The 18,767-nt window shown below is 32.4% G+C and carries 17 protein-coding genes; 10 read left to right on the plus strand and 7 right to left on the minus strand.

Features of this window, described 5'->3' with window-relative positions; translation table 11 throughout:
• The first annotated feature begins 4 nt into the window (after nt 1-4).
• Nucleotides 5-682: an SIR2 family NAD-dependent protein deacylase gene (locus tag Y10_RS11895; protein ID WP_281765609.1), complete on the plus strand. Its 678-nt coding sequence runs from the start codon at nt 5-7 to the stop codon at nt 680-682.
• Here Y10_RS11895 and Y10_RS11900 read toward each other — a convergent pair.
• Together Y10_RS11900 and Y10_RS11905 are read right to left on the minus strand one after the other, a co-directional pair.
• Nucleotides 677-1,906: a glycosyltransferase gene (locus Y10_RS11900; protein WP_281765610.1), complete on the minus strand. Its 1,230-nt coding sequence runs from the start codon at nt 1,904-1,906 to the stop codon at nt 677-679. The two genes, Y10_RS11895 and Y10_RS11900, sit on opposite strands and share 6 nt — an antisense overlap.
• Nucleotides 1,907-2,377, minus strand: coding sequence for a heme-binding domain-containing protein (locus tag Y10_RS11905; RefSeq protein WP_281765611.1), 471 nt, complete (start codon nt 2,375-2,377; stop codon nt 1,907-1,909). It abuts the gene before it with no gap.
• 197 nt (nt 2,378-2,574) lie between these two features.
• Here Y10_RS11905 and Y10_RS11910 point away from each other — a divergent pair, with 197 nt between their 5' ends.
• Genes Y10_RS11910 through purB form a run of 3 tightly spaced genes read left to right on the plus strand, consistent with a single transcriptional unit; the run spans nt 2,575 to nt 5,081 of the window.
• Nucleotides 2,575-3,126 carry a hypothetical protein gene (locus tag Y10_RS11910; protein ID WP_281765612.1) on the plus strand — a complete coding sequence of 184 codons (552 nt, stop codon included), beginning with the start codon at nt 2,575-2,577 and terminating at the stop codon, nt 3,124-3,126.
• On the plus strand, nt 3,123-3,686 hold the full coding sequence (locus tag Y10_RS11915; protein WP_281765613.1) for an NUDIX domain-containing protein: 564 nt from the start codon (nt 3,123-3,125) through the stop codon (nt 3,684-3,686). The genes Y10_RS11910 and Y10_RS11915 overlap by 4 nt, the downstream gene beginning before the upstream one ends.
• 60 nt (nt 3,687-3,746) lie before the next feature.
• Nucleotides 3,747-5,081 carry an adenylosuccinate lyase gene (purB, locus tag Y10_RS11920; RefSeq protein ID WP_281765614.1) on the plus strand — a complete coding sequence of 445 codons (1,335 nt, stop codon included), beginning with the start codon at nt 3,747-3,749 and terminating at the stop codon, nt 5,079-5,081.
• 77 nt (nt 5,082-5,158) lie between these two features.
• On the opposite strand, the gene Y10_RS11925 is transcribed toward purB, so the two are convergent.
• From Y10_RS11925 to Y10_RS11935, 3 genes are all read right to left on the minus strand, one after another.
• A complete protein-coding gene (locus tag Y10_RS11925) occupies nt 5,159-6,001 on the minus strand; it encodes a metallophosphoesterase (protein WP_281765615.1) in 843 nt (280 codons plus the stop codon).
• A gap of 158 nt (nt 6,002-6,159) precedes the next feature.
• Nucleotides 6,160-7,926 carry a TonB-dependent receptor gene (locus tag Y10_RS11930; protein ID WP_281765616.1) on the minus strand — a complete coding sequence of 589 codons (1,767 nt, stop codon included), beginning with the start codon at nt 7,924-7,926 and terminating at the stop codon, nt 6,160-6,162.
• Nucleotides 7,927-7,948: 22 nt separating this feature from the next.
• On the minus strand, nt 7,949-11,002 hold the full coding sequence (locus tag Y10_RS11935; protein WP_281765617.1) for a tetratricopeptide repeat protein: 3,054 nt from the start codon (nt 11,000-11,002) through the stop codon (nt 7,949-7,951).
• A 217-nt stretch (nt 11,003-11,219) separates the two neighbouring features.
• Between Y10_RS11935 and Y10_RS11940 the strand changes: the two genes are divergently transcribed.
• Genes Y10_RS11940 through Y10_RS11950 form a run of 3 tightly spaced genes read left to right on the plus strand, consistent with a single transcriptional unit; the run spans nt 11,220 to nt 13,908 of the window.
• A complete protein-coding gene (locus Y10_RS11940) occupies nt 11,220-11,903 on the plus strand; it encodes a cell division ATP-binding protein FtsE (protein ID WP_281765618.1) in 684 nt (227 codons plus the stop codon).
• Between the two features lie 40 nt (nt 11,904-11,943).
• Nucleotides 11,944-12,936 carry a glycosyltransferase family 2 protein gene (locus Y10_RS11945; RefSeq protein WP_281765619.1) on the plus strand — a complete coding sequence of 331 codons (993 nt, stop codon included), beginning with the start codon at nt 11,944-11,946 and terminating at the stop codon, nt 12,934-12,936.
• 24 nt (nt 12,937-12,960) lie between these two features.
• Nucleotides 12,961-13,908, plus strand: a complete 948-nt coding sequence (locus Y10_RS11950) for a glycosyltransferase family 2 protein (protein WP_281765620.1) — start codon at nt 12,961-12,963, stop codon at nt 13,906-13,908.
• A gap of 2 nt (nt 13,909-13,910) precedes the next feature.
• Here the strand turns inward: Y10_RS11950 and Y10_RS11955 are convergent, their stop codons facing one another.
• Both Y10_RS11955 and Y10_RS11960 read right to left on the minus strand, forming a co-directional pair.
• Entirely contained in the window at nt 13,911-14,315 is a 405-nt protein-coding gene (locus Y10_RS11955; RefSeq protein ID WP_281765621.1) for a sugar 3,4-ketoisomerase, read from the minus strand.
• Complete coding sequence (locus Y10_RS11960) at nt 14,316-15,401, minus strand: glycosyltransferase (RefSeq protein ID WP_281765622.1); 1,086 nt, start codon at nt 15,399-15,401, stop codon at nt 14,316-14,318.
• 39 nt (nt 15,402-15,440) lie between these two features.
• Here Y10_RS11960 and Y10_RS11965 point away from each other — a divergent pair, with 39 nt between their 5' ends.
• Genes Y10_RS11965 through Y10_RS11975 form a run of 3 tightly spaced genes read left to right on the plus strand, consistent with a single transcriptional unit; the run spans nt 15,441 to nt 18,766 of the window.
• Nucleotides 15,441-16,580: a glycosyltransferase gene (locus tag Y10_RS11965; RefSeq protein WP_281765623.1), complete on the plus strand. Its 1,140-nt coding sequence runs from the start codon at nt 15,441-15,443 to the stop codon at nt 16,578-16,580.
• An 8-nt stretch (nt 16,581-16,588) separates the two neighbouring features.
• A complete protein-coding gene (locus Y10_RS11970; protein WP_281765624.1) occupies nt 16,589-17,515 on the plus strand; it encodes a sulfotransferase family protein in 927 nt (308 codons plus the stop codon).
• A complete protein-coding gene (locus Y10_RS11975; RefSeq protein WP_281765625.1) occupies nt 17,516-18,766 on the plus strand; it encodes an O-antigen translocase in 1,251 nt (416 codons plus the stop codon). It abuts the gene before it with no gap.
• The last annotated feature ends 1 nt before the right edge of the window (nt 18,767 follow it).

Below are 18,767 nucleotides of genomic sequence, written 5' to 3' on the forward strand. Positions count from 1 at the left end.
AAAAATGAAAATTATTGTTTTAACGGGTGCTGGTATAAGTGCCGAGAGTGGTTTAAAAACCTTTAGAGATGCTAACGGATTATGGGAAGGACATGATGTAATGGAAGTTGCATCTCCTGAAGGATTTGTTAGAAACCCACAATTAGTATTAGATTTTTACAACCAACGAAGAAAACAACTCCTAGAGGTTACACCCAATGAAGCTCATAAACAAATAGCTTTATTAGAAACAAAACATGAGGTTTCCGTTATCACTCAAAATGTAGATGACCTCCACGAACGTGGTGGCAGCACTAATGTTATACACCTACACGGAGAACTATTGAAAATTAGAAGTACTAAATACGAGAATGATATAAGATATTGCGATCAAGACATTAATCTGGGTGATCTTTGTGAAAGAGGTGCTCAATTAAGACCACATATTGTTTGGTTTGGAGAAGCTGTACCTATGTTTGAAAAAGCTATTACAGAAATCTCTAATGCAGATGCTGTTATTATCGTGGGTACTTCTATGCAAGTATATCCGGCAGCTAGTTTAGTACATTATGCTCCTACCAATGCCACTATCTACTTTGTAGACCCTCACCCTAACATCAATGAATCTGAATTACCTAACTTAACCATTTTTGCAGAAAAGGCTTCCTCAGGAGTAAAAAAGGTGGTAGATAGTTTATTATAACTTATTTTTTGCTTCTATCCACTTACTCATAAACTTAGTACTTTGCAAGGTATGGTGCATTAACATAGCACCCGTAAAGTTTTGTTGTCTATGACTATGTATCGTTTGGGTTGTAGTTTCTATTGCATTCATAAAGTTACTTTCAAAAGTACTCACACTAAAACGCTGTTTTATTATTTTAAAACCATTAAGATGAAACTGCTCCCAAACATTTTCATTAGTATATAGTTGTACTGCTTTATTAGCAAACTCAATCTCATCATCTGCAATAAAACCATTAGTAAGCTCGTCAAACATACCTTCTGCAGCAATGGCAGACATCACACAAGGCGTACCACTTACCATAGCATCTAAGATTTTCCCCTTTAATCCTGCTCCAAAACGCAGTGGTGCCAAACACACCCTACTTTGTTCCATTACCTCATAAGCATCATCAGCAAAACCTTTAATAAAAAAATGCTCCTTAGCATTTGTTAGCTGAGTAACCTTTTGGCTCTCATAAGAACCATACACAAGCATAGATGCTTCTGGTAGTTGCTTACGTATTAAAGGCCAAATATTCTTTTTTAAATGAAGTACTGCATCATAATTTGGCTTATGCAAAAAACTACCAATAGTTACAAAATCAACTCTCTCAGAAAACTTAGGCTTACTATTACTAATATCTTCATCAGATAAAAGAAAAGGTAAATAATACAAAATACTTTCAGGAATCTTAAATACAGATGTCAATAACTCCATTTCAAATGTTGATATTATAAGACTAATATCACATCTATAAATAGCAGCTATCTCTCTTTTTGCATCTACAGTCTCAAATAAATACGAATTTGAAAATTCATTATGATCCTTTAAAGCTTGCTCTCTAGCTTTCCGTAAGCAATGAAGATCTTCTGTGTCTAACACTCTGAGTGCATTAGGCACCGCCTCAGCCACACGCCAACCATATTGTTCTTCGGTCATAAAACGGTCAAACAATACTACATCCGGAGCCAATTCTCTAACATAATCATCAAAACTAGTACTATTAAGTACTATCTTTCCTGTTAGAACTCCTAGCGCATCTAAATCAACAGCATTTGCAGTTTTAGAGCAACTGCTAACAAATGAAACTTCATACGCATTACGCTGAAACATTTCAATCAATTGCATCATTCTGCTTCCTGCTGCCGAACTTTTAGGTTCTGGCCATACCGCACCAATTACAAGTAGTTTTTTTGGCATTTATTCTGCCTTTTGTTTGTAAAGAGAAGTCATATTTAAACTGGTAGTCATATAATCGTTTAACACTTTAACTTCTGTGTCTGTTAAAGCAGCCTCTTCATGCATTGATATATAAGAAGTCATAGGCATTTCTCTATGTTCTACTACTTCAATAATTTCTTCAAGGGCGTGTTCCTTTTGATTTTGATTATACTTTCCCCATTCAGAAAAGTTTAAATGTCGTTTCCCATCATTCACATGATTTGCCAAAATATAAGAAACAGGAGCTACATTTCCGTACCAAGGATATTCCGTATTATTAGAGTGACAATCATAACAAGATGTTTTTAAAATAGTAGCTACCTCAGCAGGTGGCGTATTTAAAACAATAAAATCTGATTGCGGAATTTCCTCTGATATATTTTTATCTGGTTGAATAAATTGCATTACAATTACAATAACAACTATAGCTAATAGTATTTTCTTTCCCATGAGTTGAAGGTTTAATAACTTTTTGAAACACCTTGATTTTAGATTACTAAATTAAGAAACAATTAAAAAAGATTTCCTTAAGAATTGATTAAAAAAGACATAAAGGAAACCTAGAATATTACGATTTTCTTAATTATAACCTAAACATACTTTTAGTTATCTCAGCTCCCCTATCTTTGTAAGAGATGCCTTAGTAAATGATAACCTTACAAGAACGTATACTAAAAGTTAGCGGAGCAAGAGAAAGCAGGCACAACAATGCTCAATACATACTAGCTCACGAAGCACTTTTTGAAGAACTTTTATTACTTTGTTTTTCATCAGATACACAAATTGCTAAACGTGCCAGTTGGGTTTTTGAATTTGTGTGTATGGAACGTAATTACTTAATTACGCCACATTACACATACATTATTAAAAACTTACCAAAGCTAACCAACGATAGTATTAAAAGACCTATTTGTAGGGCCTTGTACGAAAACTTAAAGTTGGAAGATAAAAACAACTCGCTTAGAAAGGTATTAAGCACTAAAGACGAGCAACGTTTAATAGAAACCTGTTTTGATTGGTTGATAGGTAATGAAAAAGTAGCCTTAAAATGCCATAGTATGCGTATGCTTTACATACTAGGCCAACATTACAATTGGGTTCATAAAGAATTGCACCCTATCTTAGAGCAGAATATACACCTTCACACAGCTGGATATAAAGCCGCTGCCAAAGAAATTTTAAAAAAACTAGCTAAATGAATTATAAAGTAATTAAAGAAGAAGAAGTTTACAGAGATTATTTAAAAATAAGAAAAGCTGAAATTGAACAACAAACAGCACGCCAAGAGGCACCTATAACATTTACCAGACAGGCACTAACGCATGGAGACGCTATTGGAATTCTTATCTATGAAAAAGACTCAGACAGCTTTTTACTTACCAAGCAATTTAGATACCCGACCTCTATCAATGGTGATTTCTGGATGACGGAAATTCCGGCAGGAATGGTAGACAAAGGAGAAACTCCCGAAGAAACTGCTAAGAGAGAAACAATGGAAGAATTGGGCTATAATATTAAAGAGCTTACCCATATTGGCACGTATTACTCTTCTCCTGGAAGTTCTACAGAACGCGTTTATATGTACTTCTCAGAAGTTACTAGCGCTGATAAAATAGCTAAAGGTGGTGGACTAGATATTGAGCATGAAGACATTGAATTAATTAAAATTCCAGTATCAGAAGCTAAAAATTTTATTACAAAAATTAACGATTTTAAAACTATGATAGGGTTTCAATGGTTTTTCCTAAACAAATCCTAAACAAAACCTTTTATTTTTCTTTAGATAAAGTATCTTTGCACCTTTAAAAAACTTAACATCATGTCGTTACAAGCTATTTCTCCGATAGACGGACGTTATATCAGTAAAACCAAAGCATTAAGTGCTTATTTTTCTGAAGAAGCACTTATTAAATATAGAATTCAAGTTGAGATTGAGTATTTCATAGCTTTATGTGAATTACCATTACCTCAATTAGAAAACGTTTCTGAAAGTCTTTTTGAGGACTTAAGAAACATCTACAAAGAATTTTCTACAGAAGATGCAGAAGCCGTTAAAGAAATTGAAAGCGTTACTAACCATGATGTAAAAGCGGTTGAATACTTTATTAAAAAAGAATTTGACAAATTAGGCTTAGAAAGCTATAAGGAGTTTATTCACTTTGGACTTACCTCACAAGATATCAACAATACAGCTATACCTTTATCTGTAATGGAGGCTTTTGAAGCGGTTTATGTACCAATGCTTAAAGAGGTAACTAATAAGTTAGAGGACTTAGCTAAAGATTGGGACCAAGTACCTATGTTAGCAAGAACTCACGGGCAACCGGCTTCTCCTACACGTTTAGGAAAAGAAATTGAAGTTTTTGTAAAACGTATTGAAGAGCAATTTAACTTTATGAGAAAAATACCGTTTGCGGCTAAATTTGGTGGTGCAACTGGTAACTACAATGCTCATAAAGTAGCTTACCCATCTATTGATTGGAAAGCTTTTGGTACTGACTTTGTAGAAAACAAATTAGGTTTATACCATTCGTTCCCTACTACACAGATTGAACATTACGATCATATTGCTTCTTTATTTGATGCTTTAAAAAGAATTAATACCATTTTAATAGATTTAGATAGAGATATCTGGACATATATTTCTATGGATTACTTCAAGCAAAAAATTAAAGCGGGAGAAGTAGGTTCTTCTGCAATGCCACACAAAGTAAACCCTATTGATTTTGAAAACTCTGAGGGTAACTTAGGTATGGCAAATGCAATTTTTGAATTTTTAGCAGGTAAATTACCTATTTCAAGATTACAACGTGACTTAACAGATAGTACTGTTTTAAGAAATGTTGGAGTTCCATTTGGACATACATTAATAGGGTTACAATCTACACTTAAAGGTTTAAACAAATTATTGCTTAACAAAGCTAAATTTGAAGAAGACTTAGAAAGAAACTGGGCGGTTGTGGCAGAAGCTATTCAAACTATTTTAAGAAGAGAGGCCTACCCTAACCCATACGAAGCGTTAAAAGGATTAACCAGAACTAACGAAAAAATTACGCAAGAATCTATAGCTAGTTTTATTGACACTTTAGAAGTAAGTGATGCTATTAAAACAGAACTAAAGGCTATCACTCCTGCAAATTATACAGGTATCTAATTTTAGATAACAACATTATAAAACAAAATAGGCTGTACGGTACCGTACAGCCTATTTTGTTTTTATTAGTGATTATATTATTCCTTTTCTAAGGTAAACACCGTAATTTCTGGTCTAGCATTAAAGCGTACAGGCATGGTATACCCTAATGCTCGATTTATATACAAATTTCTACCGTCTTTAAGATCAATTAACCCTGAGGTATAATTTTTATTTTCTACAGGTAATACAGGTGGCCCTACTAGAGGCACACTACATTGTCCTCCATGCGTATGTCCGCTTAAAATCCAACCTTTGTAACCATTCCAAACTTCATAATCGCAAGCGTCTGGGTTATGGCAAAGTACTAGTGCTGCTTGCGAAGCATCGTAACTATCCATTACTTTTTCAGGAAAAAAGTTTAACGACCACAAATCATCAAAACCAATTACCTGCAAACCATTTATATTAACTTTATCATTAGCTAAAATTTTAATACCAGCCGCCTCCACAGTTTTAGTCACCTTACGTGCCACTACAGGATCATTAAACCCAATACCCCAATCATGGTTCCCGAGGATACCTACAGTACCTAAGCGTCCTTTTACAGCATGTTTAAGCACCTCTTGCAGTTGCTCTATTTGAGTATCATCTTCATAACTAATAAAATCGCCTGTGTAAACCACTATATCGGGCTGAAAGCCTTGTGCCTTTTTAAAAGATGCTAACAGATATTCAGTATCTACTACATTACCTACATGAATATCGCTTATCTGCATAAGTACTTTACCTTGTAAAGCATCAGGTAAATTTTTTATAGGCATTTTTAATTGAACAAACTCCAACCAAAAGGGTTCTATTTGCCAACTATAAACCCCTACAGGAGCACCCAATGCAAGTGCTCCTAATATTGAATTTCTAATGAATTTTCTTCTTTTCACTTTCTAAAGGTATGTATTATTTGAACATCTCAAATAATACTCCTAAACAATTGTAATAAAGGACGCTACTATTATCAAGTTGATAATATTTGGGTAGACATATCATAAAAAATGCCGGACATGCCGGCATTTTTTCACTTCATTTATATTTTAAAATACTAAAAGTCAAATTTATAAGATGCTCCTAGTACAACTTGAAAACCTTGCACTTTGTAATTTGCCCAACGTTGATAATCGTTATTAGCAATATTGTTCAATTTTGTAAAAGCAGAAAGCTTATCATTTATTTTATAACCTAAATTAAAGTTAACATCAAAATAGCTATCTAAAGTAACTGTATCACCATAGTAAGGTACTAAGGTGTCAATACTTTCTAATAAAGTAATATGATCGTAACGCTCTCCAACAAAGAAAATAGAAGCTCCTCCAAACCATTTTTTACCAATTGTAAAGTCAGAGAACAAAGAGCCTTTAATAGTTGGTAAATTATACGGATCTGACAAAAAATCGGTAGAATAATTATTGTACTCTGCATTCACCCCAATAGAAAGTTTATTAGAAACATCTACATTTACCTCTCCACTTACATGTATTGTACTCATTTTATCATAAACTACATCAAAAGAGTTTCCATACATATACCCTTCAATTCCATCAGAAAGAATAAAACCAGGATTTGTTTGATAAAAGGCATAATCATCGGTACTGTTATAACCTCCTTTAACATCGTAGCTTACGTTTGGTAAAAATCTCCCCTTAAGTCCTACATAAATATCAAATTGTTGACTTGATGGAGCTACCATTAAAGTAGGTGATACAAACGGATTATCTTGTACAAAATCATAATAAGTATTCTGAACCAATTTACCCTCTGCTCCTGCATACGCAGTTACAAACTCATCTAAAATACGGTAACTAGCTTTTACATTAGGATACACGTAAAATTTATTATCACTATTCTCCATATCCATCATATAAGCAACAGTAGCTCCGGCTTCAATGGCTATATCATCATTTAGTAACAAATTAATACTAGGATTAATACCTAATTGTACATTGCTATATTTTACTTCTTCATCTGCTACCATAGATCTCTCAAAATTACCAGAAAGATAGTTCACAAATATATTAGTCTTCACTACCTGATCTCTTACAGGAAACTCAAATTGAGGGTTTAAAGCAATATTTGTTTCACCAGATGAAGTTCCATCACTAAATCTTCTTATCAATACATCTCCTCCTTTTACGTAACCATCTGTAAAATTTACATGCCCCCCTAAATCAAAGGTTAAATAAGATTGACTTTCATCTATGTTAGCAATTTGCTCATCTGTATAAAAACCTTCGGGTATCCCATACCAATTATATGCCTGATGTTGTGCATTAAAATCTGCCCCCCAATTCATATCACGTTCTCTTTTAAAATAAGAAGCGCTTAATTTAGTATCAAAAAAATGATCGTCTAACTCAACTTCATCAATACCTCCTTGCGAAGAATGGTGATTAAACCCAATATCTAACGTTTCATTTCTACTTAACGCACGACTGGTATAAAAGTCGGCCAATACATTTAAATAATTACCTACCCCTAAAGAAGCATAAGAGTTATACACTTTCTCTGGTGGTGTTTTTTCAACCCCACTTGCCTTACCCTTAGCAGGTGTAAAGGTAGAAGCTACGGGCACCGAAAATATAGTGTAATTAATATCTTTTTTTACAGCAGTAACCGAATCATTTATAGAAGGATTACTTTTAATCTTGAACGCATCAGAAACCGATGGATTATACGCCTGTACTACGTGAACTGTTTGGGTTCCTAATACAGAATCTTTTTCCTTTTCTTGCGTTGTTTCTTTATCTTGAGCAGACACACCTGTGATTGCTAATACAATTACACTAATGCTTTGAATAATGTGCTTACGCATATTTTTATCTTTCTATTAATTTTTAATTGCCTTCTTTTTCTTGGTTTTCTACCGGTACATCTTCAGTTTCTACTGAAGCATTTGTTTTAGCCTCTTCAGCTTTAATCTTACTTAACTCTACTTGCGCATCCGACACTATTTGCGGATATGTTTTAAAGTTAGTTATCACACTATTTAAAATATAAGTAGCTTGGTAAGAATCTTCTAATGCATACCAGTTTTTAGCCATTATAATAAGTCCTTTTGCTGCATACTCTTTATAACCACTATACTCTTGCGCATATTTTTGCATAGCTTCATTAGAAGCTTCATATTTACCTTCTTTATTTTTAAAGTAAACATCATAATACAAGGCTTCTGCGCCAAGAGCTCCTGTTGCTATTTTTTGCACCTCGGCATAAGCCTTTTTAGCTCTTGTCTCATTCCCTGTTTTCATAGCAGATCTCGCAATCATAATCTGTGCATCACTTGCAATTCTGTCGTCTATCTTAGGATTTTCTAAAACTCTTTCTGCATATAAAACTGTTGCCTCGTAATCCTTTTTCTCGTAGTAAGCTTTCATTAGGTTAGACTGTGCAAAACTAACATTCTGCGGGTAATCTGCTTCTATTTCTAAACGCTTTAATACAGGAATAGCCTTATCAAAGTTTTTATTCTCTAAGGAAATTTGAGACACTCTTAATAAAGCTTGCTCCGTAAATTCGTTTCTTTCAAGATTTGCTACTACTTCATAATGTGGTAATGATTTTGCTTTTTCATCTTTACCATATAACAATTGCGCTAAGTAGAAATGTGCACTTGTAGAATGAATGCCCGTTGGAAATTTGGTTAAGTATTCCTCAAAACCTTTAATGGCCTTGTCATTTTTATTTTGAACAAACTGATTCTCGGCATACTCATAAGTAGCATTATCTATTTCAGCATCGGTAACCTCTATAAAAGTATATTGCTGTACCCAATTTGCATACTCATCAATTTTACCCTGATCTGTATAAATTTGTTTTACCGTACCAGCTGCCTGAATTGATTCCTGTGTTTTAGGATAATCTGCCACTACCTGCTTCAGCTTACTTAATGCCTTTGCATCTTGATTATTGGTAAAATATATTAATCCTGCCTTTAATAAAGTCTTAGGCACATAAGAGCTATTCTTATACTCCGAAACTAGTTTATCATAGGCAGCAACACCTTTTTCTACTTGGTCTTCTGCTATATAAACATTTCCTAATTCGTATAAAGCGTCATCTCGGTATGCAGATTTCTTAAATCTAGCAACAAACGCATTTAAGTCCTCTATTTTCTTTTCATTTCTATCTACAAAACCATAACTAATAGCTTTTTGAAATGCTGCATAGTCAGCATCTACACCATTCATTGCTATAGCCTTATTATAGGTTTCCATTGCTGGCCAATACTTTCTATCTACAAAGTAACTATCACCTAATCGTAAGTAAGCATCATTAAGATACTGAGTATCCTTTGTTTCTTTTGTATACTTATCAAAATAGGTTGCTGCTTGTCCGTATTTCTTCTGTTTAAAATAGGTATATGCTATATTATAATCAACTATCTTACTTTCAGATAAACCAGCAGTAGACATAGATTCAAACTGCTTAAAACCATATAACGCATCTTCATAGTTACTAAGTAAGTAATTAGCTTCAGCTTTCCAAAAAGTAGCTCTAGCAGTATAATGGTCATTTTGTGGTTGTGCTAAAGACTTATCAAAATAAGAAATAGCTTCTTTATAATTACCCTCGTTAAAAATTTCAACAGCTCTATAAAAAGCAACCTTTTGGTAGGTTTCTTTACTACTATAATTTCTATTTTTCTCTAACAATTGTAAAGCAGCGTCATAGTTTTTAGAAGTAATATAAGAATCAACCAACAAGGTTTCAATTTCTTCTTTATGTCCAGATTCTGGATATTTACTTAAATATGATAACAATAATGCCGAAACACTTTCATAAGGGTTTCCTATGTCATAACTTAATTTAGCATAATTAAACATTGCATCCTGACGAATTTCTTCGTCAAACTCCATTTGGTTAGCATTTCTAAAAGCATTTAAAGCTTGTTGTTTTTTATCTGTTTTAAGGTAACACTGTGCCAAATGATAGTAAGCATTTTGTGCTACTGAATTACTACCGTCAATAATTTTATTGAATTGCCCTATAGCGCTTTCATAATCTTTTTGTTGGTAATACGCATACCCCAACATATAATAATCGGTATTGGTCCACTTTCCCTGTTTACCCTTATATGCTGCTAAATGCGGAATAGCCTCTTCGTATCTTTTTAAATTGAATAAACTTTCTCCGGCTATTTTATGAAGTTCAGAAATTTCTTCACGATCTCTAGTTTTCTCTAACTGCTCCGTTGCCTGCTGCAACGCAACATCAAACTTACCTAGTTTAAAGTTCATGTCTGCTTGGTAGTAAGCAAGCTTTTCATCTAACTGCTTACTCCCCTGGATTTGACTAAAATACTCGTTAGCAGCATTATAATCATCTCCTTGATAAGCCATATAACCTATATAATATTTTGCTTGTGAGCCGTAGGTTTTAGAATCTGAAACTCTATTAAAATACTTCTTAGATTGGTCATATCTCTTTGCACTAAAAAGTGCGTATCCCATATTAAAGTTATAACGCTCTTTATCGGAGTAGCTTAAATTAGAATCATCTACTTTCTCATACCACTTAAGGGCATAGCCATACTTACCTTGTTCAAAATAGTAGTCGGCTACATCTTTATAAGCAGAATTACGTTTGGTAGACATCGGGTAGCTTTGCACAAAATCTTCCATAAGTGCATCGGCTCCTAATTGGTTTAAACGCACCGCACAATTGGCTATGTAATAAGAACAATTTGCCTCAATCTCATTATTATCGGTGGTTCTTTTTACTTGCTGAAAGATATTTTGAGCTGCTTGGTACTGTTTGTTGTTATACAGATAAACAGCATCTCTATATTCTTTAAAATCGTTTACATAAACTGCAGATTGCTGAGCCTCAGAAAAAGAGGGCATAAGAAGTCCGCAAAATAATAGAAAAATAATACAGTATTTACTCATTTAAGTTGTCTTTATGAAGGAATAACACAAATATAATTATAACAATAATCTAATAACGAAATAAGTTTGTAATAATTATGTTAATAGTTAGCTAATAAAAATGGATTTTTTAACACTCTTTATACAATATGTCATAAATACCTACGTTAGGCTTTTAATTAACTAAGTAAGTTAGTACATTTACAGAATATTGTAATTTATAGCTCCAACCTATAACATGAGTGAATTAGTTGTAGAACTAAATAATGTTTCCATATTTCAGAAAGAAAGTCTTGTTCTTTCCGATATTAATCTAACCATTAATAAAGGAGAGTTTGTATACCTTATTGGTAAAACCGGTAGTGGTAAGAGTAGCTTTATGAAAACCCTATATGGAGACTTACCGTTAACACAAGGTTCCGGAACCATTGTTGGTTTTGATCTTAGAACCTTGAGAGAAAAAGAAATTCCATTTTTAAGAAGAAAAATAGGAATTGTTTTTCAAGACTTCAAGTTGCTTCCCGATAGAACCATTTATGATAATTTGTTTTTTGTTTTAAAAGCTACAGGTTGGAAAGACAAAACAGAAATTTCTCAAAGAATTGACGAAGTTCTAGAGAAAGTGGATATGAAAACCAAAGGTTTTAAATTTCCTCATCAAATATCAGGAGGAGAACAGCAACGTGTTGCTATTGCCAGAGCATTATTAAACGACCCCGAATTAATACTAGCTGATGAGCCTACCGGTAATTTAGATCCGCAAACAAGTGTAGAAGTTATGAAAGTTTTAAAAGACATTAATGCTAACGGAAGAAGCATTTTAATGGCTACTCATGATTATGCGCTACTACTTAAATACCCGTCAAAAACCCTAAAATGTGATGGAAGTAAAGTTTTTGAAGTAGTACAAAAAAGTGCCTAATCGTATCTAACTTTCTTTTTTTAACTAAATTAAAAAGCAAATGATCTTAGCTAACCAAGAGCAAACTGTTTTACCAAATAAGAAGTCGAAAGAATCTAAAGTAATTCCTTTAAAAATTGAAAGTCTTACTAGTATTTCAGTTCTTATTCCTGTTTACAATTATAATGCTACCAAATTAGTAACTATGCTACATAATTACTATTTTGATGAAAAGTTAGATATAGAAATTATTTGTTGTGACGATGGTTCTACACAATTTTTAGAAGAAAATAAACAATTAAGCAAGTTACCTCATTGCACCTATTTCCGTTCTAAACGCAACAAGGGTAGATCGCAAACAAGAAACTTTTTAGCGCAAAAAGCCACTAAAGAATATTTACTGTTTTTAGATTGTGATGTTTTGCCTAAAAATGTAAGCTTTTTTCATAGATATATCAATGCTATTTTAGAAGGCAAAGAAGTAGTTTTTGGAGGATGGGAATACTCTGTAACTCCTAGAGAACAAAATTTACGTTGGCTTTTTGGTATTTACAGAGAAGCACTACCATTAGAAGAAAGAATTAAAGACCCTTACAGAAGTTCATTTACGTCTAACATTCTTATTAAACGTAATATTTTTAACTCTATACGATTTGAATCTTCTCTAACAGAATATGGTTATGAGGATTATCTGTTTATCAAAAACTTAGAACGCAGAAACATTCCTGTTCATCATATCTCAAATGAAATTTATCATTTCATTGAAGACCACTCATCTGAGTATTTAAAGAAAACTAATAGAGCTATTGAAAACTTGGTTTACCTGCACGACTATAACTTCTTAGACATGAAGGAAAGTAAGCTTGGTAAAATGTACACTAAATTAAATGTATTAAAAGCATCATTATTAGTAGACACCTTTTACAAAGTTTTTAGAAAAGGAATGGAGCGTAATTTAACCTCTTACAAGCCTTCTTTATTTGTTTTTGATTTGTATAGAATTAGTTATTTCTGCAACCAAATGGCCAAAGAAAAAAACCTTAAAAAACGATAATTATTGTAAAGTTATACGCCTTACATGAAACAGCCGCTATTCTCTGTAATTATACCTCTTTACAATAAAGAGCTTTATATAGCGGACACCCTATCATCTGTACTCAATCAAACCTTTTCTGATTTTGAGGTTATTATAATAAACGATTGTTCTACCGATAAAAGTGTTGCTAAGGTAGCCACTATAGCCAACGAGCAAGTACAGATAATTCATCACAAAAATAACCAAGGACTTTCTGCTTCTAGAAATACCGGTTTCAACTATGCCAAAGGAGAAATTATCTGTTTATTGGATGCCGATGACCTTTGGAAACCAAATTTTCTAACAGAAATACATAATCTCTACCAACAATTTCCTGAAGCTCAATTTTACGGCACCGAATACGAAGAGCAATTTTTTTTTGGCACCTTAAGAACTAACAAAACAATTTCTGCTGAATGTTCGGGTTCTAATTTCTTAGTGGACGATTTTTTTTCCAGCAATTTAGGTCAACCTATTGTTTGCCAAAGTAGTCTTACCTTTAAAAAATCTATATTAGGAGAAACTACTCATTTGTTTGATGCTAGTATTACCTATGCAGAAGATATTGATTTTTATATAAAGGCATTCTCAAAATACAAACTTGCCTATTGTTACAAACCATTAGTTACGTACCGTAACGACATCCCTAACCAAATGGTTTATTCATCTATAGCTGACAAAAAATATCCTGATTTTAAATCGTATGAACATTTAGCTACAAACAATGTTTCATTACAAAAGTATATAGACTTTCACAGGTATAGTTTCGCCATTAATTTACGGTTAGAAGGAAGCACTACGCAAGCTAAAAAATTGATAAACGATATTAATTTTAACAACATCAACTCCAAACAGCAATTTCTATTAAAAAGTCCGCTACTACTTTTAAAAAGCATTAAAGCTGTAAAAGCTTGGCTACTTAAAAAAAATATTAAAGTAAGTACCTATTAACACTATTTCTGTGCTTTAAAATTAGCGTACTCCCTTATATAATCAGCTTCATCATATACATCAGAAGCCAAAACCAAACAAACAGACCCAGATGAAAAATCTTCTAATTCGCGCCAAATTCCTTTAGGTATTAGCAACCCCTTATTAGGCTTATTAAGCGTAACTTTTTTCTCGTTAGTACCATCATTTAAAATCACATCAAAACTACCACTTACTGCAATTAAAAATTCGGCCTGTTCTATATGCGCATGTCCACCTCTTACGGCTCCACTAGGTACATCATATAAATAATAAACACGCTTTACCTCATAAGGTAATACCTCTTTTTCTATTACAGAAATATTACCACGGTGGTCTACTATTTTAGGTATTTCTATAATTTGTATATCGTTAATACTTGTATTCATTTACTTTAAAATTTCTAACCACTTACGCATAATGGTATCTGTTGAAAACTTAGTTAGATTTTGTTGCGCGTGTGTTTTACAATGGTTGTACAATTCTTTATCTGTAGAAAAATCATCTAACGCTTTACGCAAAGCCCCGAAGTTCTGATTAGCAACCAGCAAACCGTTTTCTTTATCTGTAATCATTTCAGACGGCCCTGAAACGCAATCAAAGGAAACTACCGGAGTACCCAAAGACAAAGATTCTAAAATAACATTAGGAAAACCTTCTAACTTACTACTTAACACCAAAAAGTTGGCATATTTTAAATATGCTTCCACATTTGATTTATACCCTAAAAGTAATACTTTATTAGTCAAGTTTAAAGCTGAAATTAAGCTTTCTAAATTTTCTCTATCCTCCCCTTCTCCTAGTATAACCAAAGCTATTTGATGCTTAGGTAACCTACTGCGTTCGTATGTTGCAATTAGCTGATCGAACTGTTTTATGGCATTTCGCAAACTGCCTACAGCTACAATATAATTTTCAGGTACATCTGTAGGTCTCGCTATTTGAACTCCTTCTTCTAATTCATTATAAAAGTTAGGAATATAATGTACTTTCTCTAACGCATAATCTTTAGCTAATTTTGAAGCTATGTACTTAGAAACCCCTACAACATGAGCATTGTTGTACACCTTCTTAAAAAAAGAACCTTTGGGCAGATGCCACGCTATATGAGAACTGCTTACTACATAACACATAGCATACTTTTTAAAAACAGCAGTATAGAGCATACGCTCTTTAAACCAATGATTGCGCATTCTAAAATCAATGATAAGTGAAGGTTGTTCTTGCTTTAAAAATTGTTGTAATCGTGAAAGCTTTTGAAAATGTCGTATAGGTTTTATGCTAGATTCCTTAATTCCCAAATTAACAAGTTTCCCCTGATAATTATAAACAACATCATCTAGAAATGTAATAATGCTTATACTATACCCTAGTTTATCCAATTCAACCGAGAGTCTGGCTGCAGCCTTTTCTGCTCCACCTGTTGACAAACAATCTACCACTAAACATATTCTTGTATTTATATTTTGCCGCATTCGGTGAAACATTTATCTTCACACAAATATAGTTATCTTATGAAGATTTTACTACTGGGAGAATATAGTGGCTTTTTTAATTCTTTAAAAGCCGGACTAACTTCCATAGGACATGATGTTACCCTAGCAGGTGCAAAAGATGGTTTTAAAAACTACGATGTAGATTTTTCTTTTGAGCCTAAGTTTACCTCTAAAGGCATTGGTCTTTTTATAAGAAAAGCTATCCATAAAGTTAGTAAGTACGACATAGGTATTTGGGAATCCTATTATATCTTTAAAAAACATAAAGAGCTATTTAGTAATTACGATGTTGTTTTTTTAATTAACGAACAACCCATTACTCAAAATTGTGCTGTTGATAAACGTATCTTAAAACATATTTTCACTCATAATAAAAAAGTATTTCTATCGGCTTGTGGAGACGATTACACCTATATCAGTTATTTATTTGAAAATAAATTACCCTATCATATTCTAACCCCCTATTTCAATAATCATAACTTAAAAAAATACTATCCATATTCATTACATTATATTACCAAGGCTTCAAAAAAACTATATGAATATGTGTTTAAGAATGTGCAAGGTATTATACCAGGAGATTATGATTATGTATTAGCCTATGAGGGTACCCCTAAGGCTTTACCACTTATACCTTTTCCGGTACGTACGCATTTATTAGCCTACCAAGAACCTGTAATTGAAAATAAAATAATTATTTTTCACGGTATCAATAAAGTCAATTACTATAAAAAAGGAAATGAGTATTTTGAAAAAGCCTTAGCTATTGTAGCGCAGAAATATCCTGATAAAGTAAGCATTATAACCGCGGTAAGTTTACCTTATAAAGAATACATGACCAAATATAACAGTTGCCATATTCTGTTAGACCAAGCGCTAGCGTATGACCAAGGATACAATGCCTTAGAAGCTATGGCAAGAGGTAAAGTTGTATTTACAGGCGCTTCGCCTCAATGGTTACAGCATTACAACTTACAAGAAGATACCGTTGCCATACATGCCGTACCTGATGAAAATATCATTGCAGAAAAATTAGAATGGTTAATTTTAAACCCGAACAAAATTTTAGAAATTTCTAAAAATGCAAAAGCTTTTATTGAAAAAGAACACAACTATAAAGCAGTTGCAAAAGAATATGTAAAGCAATGGAGTAACTAAAAAACTATATGATTCAAGAATCACATAACAAGCTACCTAATTTATTTATACCTGGAGCCGGAAAATCTGGTACCTCTACTCTTCATATACTTCTTAATCAGCACCCAGATATTTGCATGTCTACAATGAAAGAACCTCATTTTTGGACGAATCCTAAGCTTGATATTGCAAAAAATTTACAGGAGTATTTAGATTTATTTGAAGAAAAAGATAAAAAGTATCTTGGTGAATCAAGTACAGGATATATGTGTTTTCCTTTCTTTATTAAACGTATTAAAGAACATTACCCTACTACACCTAAATTCATTTTCATTTTGAGAAATCCTATTGATAGGTTATACTCACATTATTGGTGGCTTAAAGGTATAGGTAGTGAAAACCTATCTTTAAAAAAAGCTATTTCAAATGATTTTAACATAGCGCCAAACCAAGACTTAAAATTGGCTGAAGGCGCCTATAAAATGTATTATCAATTTGGTCTGTACGGCAAATGGATACAGCGTTTTTACAATGAATTTAATGCATCTAACATACATATTATAACTACAGAAGATTTAGCTAACAACCAAACGGAAACACTTAATAGTTGTTTTACTTTTCTAGGATTAAAAAATATAGCTTCTGAAACTATTAAGGAAAAAAGCAATTCTACTAAAATACTAAAACTTCCCTTCTTATATAAAGTTTCTAAAAAACTAGCTTTTAACGAGTATGGATTTAAAAAAGTACTAAAACCATTTTTCCCTGAAAAAACAAGACGCTATATCAATGAAAATATACATACATTTATATACAAATTAACAGCCACTTCAAAAGAATATCCAACTATCACTAAAGAGGAACGACTATGGTTAAAATCATTATACGAAGAAGATGTAAAACTTTTAAAAACTGTTACAAATAAGAATTTTAATGAATGGCAAGATTTCAACTAAATGAATTTTTTTAAAACCTCAACCATATCAGCAGTAAGTAATCTTATTTCAATAGTTGCAAGACTTGTATTGAATAAAGTAATTGCTTTTGTAGGCCCTGCTAATTTCGCTATATATGGTCAATTTAAAGATTTATTTGTACTACTTACTTCCATTAGTCAATTAGGTACTGAAAATGGTATTGTAAAGTATACTGCTGAAACACAAGCAAACAAAACCAATTATGGTAAGTTTTTAAGTACTTCTATAACAATTCATCTTATTTCTAGCATTATAACTTCGTTGATTGTTTTAGCATTCAACAATCAAATAAATGAAGTCCTATTCAAAAAAGAAGATTATAGTTCATACATTATAATTATTTGCAGTACACTTACTTTTGCAGCACTTTACAACCTATTATTACACGTTATAAATGGTTTAAAAGACATCAAAACCCATACGTTTATAACCCTTACTGCAACTGTTGTTTCTGCAATACTCACCATCATTCTAGTGAAACTATTTAGTTTACAAGGGCTCCTTTATTCTATAGGTATCAACAATATTTTATTTATAATAATTGCTTTATTTTTTTTAAGAGGAAAAGAACTTATTCCTTTTAAAAAAATAAAACTAAAAATAGATAAAACCTACGTTCCTAAACTTTTAGGCTTCTCTTTAATGTCACTAGCTGGTATTATTTCTCTTAGCCTATCCCTTCTATTTATTAGAACTTTAATTATAGACGAACTTAGTACTTTTGATGCAGGTATATGGGATAGTTTATGGAGACTATCTGCCATATATTTTGTTTTTCTAACCTCTTCTTTTAAATTTTACTTATTACCAACATTTTCAACCATTGAAAATTCCTTACTTAAAAATGAAGTTCTTAAAATATGGAAAATTACATTTCCTGTAATCTTACTAATTACAGCGACTATTTTTTTAGGTAAAGATCTGTTGATAAGAATATTATTTACTAAAGAATTTTTAGCAATTAAGTCAATTATCTTATTTCAATTGCTAGGAGATATATTCAGAATTCATTCTTGGGTAATTGGTAACGTCTTAATTGCCAAAGTGAAAACAAAAGCTTTTGTAATACTACAGTTAATATGGGCTCTTATATTTTGTAGCAGCTCATATCTATTTCTTAAAACATTTGGTTTAATAGGGGTTACCTATGCATTTTGCTTTACCTCTGTATTACATTTTATTTTTTTAAATATTGCTGCTAGAAACTTAATCTGGCAATCAAAAAATTAAC

Origin of the sequence: Neptunitalea lumnitzerae, assembly GCF_027924185.1 — a bacterium.
In the GTDB taxonomy this organism is placed as follows: domain Bacteria; phylum Bacteroidota; class Bacteroidia; order Flavobacteriales; family Flavobacteriaceae; genus Neptunitalea; species Neptunitalea lumnitzerae.

What these genes read in the sequence shown, in the direction of transcription:
- Y10_RS11900 (WP_281765610.1), bottom strand. Translation starts at nt 1,906, where the DNA reads ATGCCAAAAAAACTACTTGTAATTGGTGCGGTATGGCCAGAACCTAAA.
- Y10_RS11895 (WP_281765609.1), top strand. Translation starts at nt 5, where the DNA reads ATGAAAATTATTGTTTTAACGGGTGCTGGTATAAGTGCCGAGAGTGGT.
- Y10_RS11970 (WP_281765624.1), top strand. Translation starts at nt 16,589, where the DNA reads ATGATTCAAGAATCACATAACAAGCTACCTAATTTATTTATACCTGGA.
- Y10_RS11965 (WP_281765623.1), top strand. Translation starts at nt 15,441, where the DNA reads ATGAAGATTTTACTACTGGGAGAATATAGTGGCTTTTTTAATTCTTTA.
- Y10_RS11905 (WP_281765611.1), bottom strand. Translation starts at nt 2,377, where the DNA reads ATGGGAAAGAAAATACTATTAGCTATAGTTGTTATTGTAATTGTAATG.
- Y10_RS11975 (WP_281765625.1), top strand. Translation starts at nt 17,516, where the DNA reads ATGAATTTTTTTAAAACCTCAACCATATCAGCAGTAAGTAATCTTATT.
- Y10_RS11950 (WP_281765620.1), top strand. Translation starts at nt 12,961, where the DNA reads ATGAAACAGCCGCTATTCTCTGTAATTATACCTCTTTACAATAAAGAG.
- Y10_RS11960 (WP_281765622.1), bottom strand. Translation starts at nt 15,401, where the DNA reads ATGCGGCAAAATATAAATACAAGAATATGTTTAGTGGTAGATTGTTTG.
- Y10_RS11935 (WP_281765617.1), bottom strand. Translation starts at nt 11,002, where the DNA reads ATGAGTAAATACTGTATTATTTTTCTATTATTTTGCGGACTTCTTATG.
- Y10_RS11930 (WP_281765616.1), bottom strand. Translation starts at nt 7,926, where the DNA reads ATGCGTAAGCACATTATTCAAAGCATTAGTGTAATTGTATTAGCAATC.
- Y10_RS11945 (WP_281765619.1), top strand. Translation starts at nt 11,944, where the DNA reads ATGATCTTAGCTAACCAAGAGCAAACTGTTTTACCAAATAAGAAGTCG.
- Y10_RS11940 (WP_281765618.1), top strand. Translation starts at nt 11,220, where the DNA reads ATGAGTGAATTAGTTGTAGAACTAAATAATGTTTCCATATTTCAGAAA.
- Y10_RS11915 (WP_281765613.1), top strand. Translation starts at nt 3,123, where the DNA reads ATGAATTATAAAGTAATTAAAGAAGAAGAAGTTTACAGAGATTATTTA.
- Y10_RS11910 (WP_281765612.1), top strand. Translation starts at nt 2,575, where the DNA reads ATGATAACCTTACAAGAACGTATACTAAAAGTTAGCGGAGCAAGAGAA.
- Y10_RS11955 (WP_281765621.1), bottom strand. Translation starts at nt 14,315, where the DNA reads ATGAATACAAGTATTAACGATATACAAATTATAGAAATACCTAAAATA.
- purB (WP_281765614.1), top strand. Translation starts at nt 3,747, where the DNA reads ATGTCGTTACAAGCTATTTCTCCGATAGACGGACGTTATATCAGTAAA.